The sequence below is a fragment of the Vibrio sp. 10N.261.51.A4 genome (assembly GCF_041471945.1).
Taxonomy (GTDB): domain Bacteria; phylum Pseudomonadota; class Gammaproteobacteria; order Enterobacterales; family Vibrionaceae; genus Vibrio; species Vibrio crassostreae_C.
On the sequence record NZ_JBFRPJ010000027.1, the window covers coordinates 1,300 to 4,011 of the forward strand.

Consider the following 2,712-nt stretch of genomic DNA (forward strand, 5'->3'; position numbering starts at 1 on the left):
GTTCCACAAGACCAACAATTCAGTGTTGAAGAAGACGGCACGTTAATCTTCACTGATGCAGACCTATTAACAGGCGCAACGGACATTGAAGGTGACAACCTTACTATTGAAAGTGTGACCTACGACGGTGGCGACGGTATTCTTACCGACAACGGTAATGGCACATACACCTTCGCACCGAATGAAAACTTCAATGGTGACGTAAACTTCGGCTTCGATGTGTCAGATGGCACCGATACGGTCTCTGCCAACATCGATGTGAGTGTTACAGCGGTTGATGATGCGCCAGTGTCTGGTGACTTAGCGTACTCAATCGATGAAGACGGTTCTATCCGTTTAAGCCAAGAGCAATTGCTATCGCAAGCGTCAGATGTTGAAGGCGATGACCTGACAGCTAGCGACCTTACGGTTGGTGGAGATGCAACGGTTGTAGCTAATGATGACGGCAGCTTCACGATTACGCCAGATGAGAACTTCAATGGCGACATCGATATCAGCTTCGATATCTCAGATGGTACTAATACGGTTCAAGCATCAGCTGACCTAACCGTTAACCCAGTTAATGACCTGCCAGTACCTCAAGATCAACAGTTCAGCGTTGAAGAAGACGGCACACTCATCTTCACTGATGCAGACCTATTAACAGGCGCAACGGACATTGAAGGTGACAACCTAACGGTTGAAGGTGTGACCTACGATGGCGGTGACGGTATTCTTACCGACAACGGTAATGGTACGTACACCTTTGCTCCGAATGAGAACTTCAATGGCGACGTAAACTTTGGCTTTGATGTATCAGATGGTACCGATACAGTCTCTGCAAACATCGATGTGAGCGTTACGGCAGTTGATGATGCACCTGTGTCAGGCGACCTAGCGTACTCAATCGATGAAGACGGTTCTATCCGTTTAAGCCAAGAGCAGCTGTTATCACAAGCATCAGATGTGGAAGGTGATGACCTTACTGCTAGCGGCCTAACGGTTGGCGGTGATGCAACCGTTACTCAAAACGATGATGGCAGTTTCACGATTACGCCAGATGAGAACTTCAATGGTGACATCGATATCAGTTTCGATATCTCTGATGGCACCAATACGGTTCAAGCATCAGCTGACCTAACGGTTAACCCAGTTAACGACCTGCCAGTCCCTCAAGATCAACAGTTCAGCGTTGAAGAAGATGGCACGCTCATCTTCACCGATGCAGACCTGTTAACAGGTGCTACAGACATCGAAGGTGACAACCTTACAGTTGAAGGTGTGACCTACGATGGTGGCGACGGTATTCTTACTGATAACGGTAATGGTACGTACACCTTTGCTCCGAATGAGAACTTCAATGGCGACGTAAACTTTGGCTTTGATGTATCAGACGGCACCGATACGGTCTCTGCAAACATCGATGTAAGTGTAACTGCCGTTGATGATGCACCTGTGTCAGGCGATTTAGCGTACTCAATCGATGAAGATGGTTCTATCCGTCTAAGCCAAGAGCAACTGTTATCACAAGCATCTGATGTTGAAGGCGATGACCTTACTGCTAGCGGCCTAACGGTTGGTGGTGATGCGACGGTTGTAGCTAACGATGATGGCAGTTTCACCATCACGCCAGATGAGAACTTCAATGGCGACATTGATATCAGCTTCGATATCTCAGATGGTACCAATACCGTTCAAGCTTCTGCCGATTTAACCGTTAACCCAATCAATGACCTGCCAGTTCCTCAAGATCAGCAATTCAGTGTTGAAGAAGACGGTACTTTACTGTTCACAGACGCGGATCTGCTTACAGGCGCGACAGACATTGAAGGTGACAACCTAACGGTTGAAGGTGTGACCTACGATGGTGGCGACGGTATCCTTACCGACAACGGTAATGGCACATACACCTTCGCACCGAATGAAAACTTCAATGGCGACGTAAACTTCGGTTTTGATGTATCAGACGGCACCGATACGGTCTCTGCCAACATCGACGTAAGCGTAACTGCCGTTGATGATGCGCCTGTATCGGGTGACCTAGCGTACTCAATCGATGAAGACGGTTCTATCCGTTTAAGCCAAGAGCAATTGCTATCACAAGCATCTGACGTAGAGGGCGATGACCTTACTGCTAGCGGCCTAACGGTTGGTGGAGATGCGACGGTTGTAGCTAATGATGACGGCAGCTTCACCATCACGCCAGATGAGAACTTCAATGGTGACATCGATATCAGCTTCGATATCTCTGATGGCACCAATACGGTTCAAGCTTCTGCAGACCTAACCGTTAACCCAGTAAATGATTTGCCAGTACCTCAAGATCAACAGTTCAGTGTTGAAGAAGATGGAACGCTTATCTTCACCGATGCAGACCTATTAACAGGCGCTACTGACATTGAAGGCGACAACCTAACGATTGAAGGTGTGACCTACGATGGCGGCGACGGTATCTTGACCGACAACGGCAACGGGACTTACACCTTTGCGCCGAATGAAAACTTCAATGGCGACGTAAACTTCGGTTTTGATGTGTCTGACGGCACCGATACGGTGTCAGCAAACATCGACGTAAGCGTAACTGCCGTAGATGATGCGCCAGTGTCTGGCGACCTAGCGTACTCAATCGACGAAGACGGTTCGATTCGTCTAAGCCAAGAGCAGCTTCTATCGCAAGCTTCTGACGTAGAAGGCGATGACTTGACGGCCAGCAGCCTAACGGTTGACGGTGAT

At 48.5% G+C, this 2,712-nt stretch carries 1 protein-coding gene; it reads left to right on the plus strand.

All coding sequences use genetic code 11. The features are described from left to right. Positions 1-2,712, plus strand: a 2,712-nt coding sequence (locus tag AB4384_RS07370) for a cadherin-like domain-containing protein (protein ID WP_372129214.1), incomplete at both ends; no start/stop codon positions are given.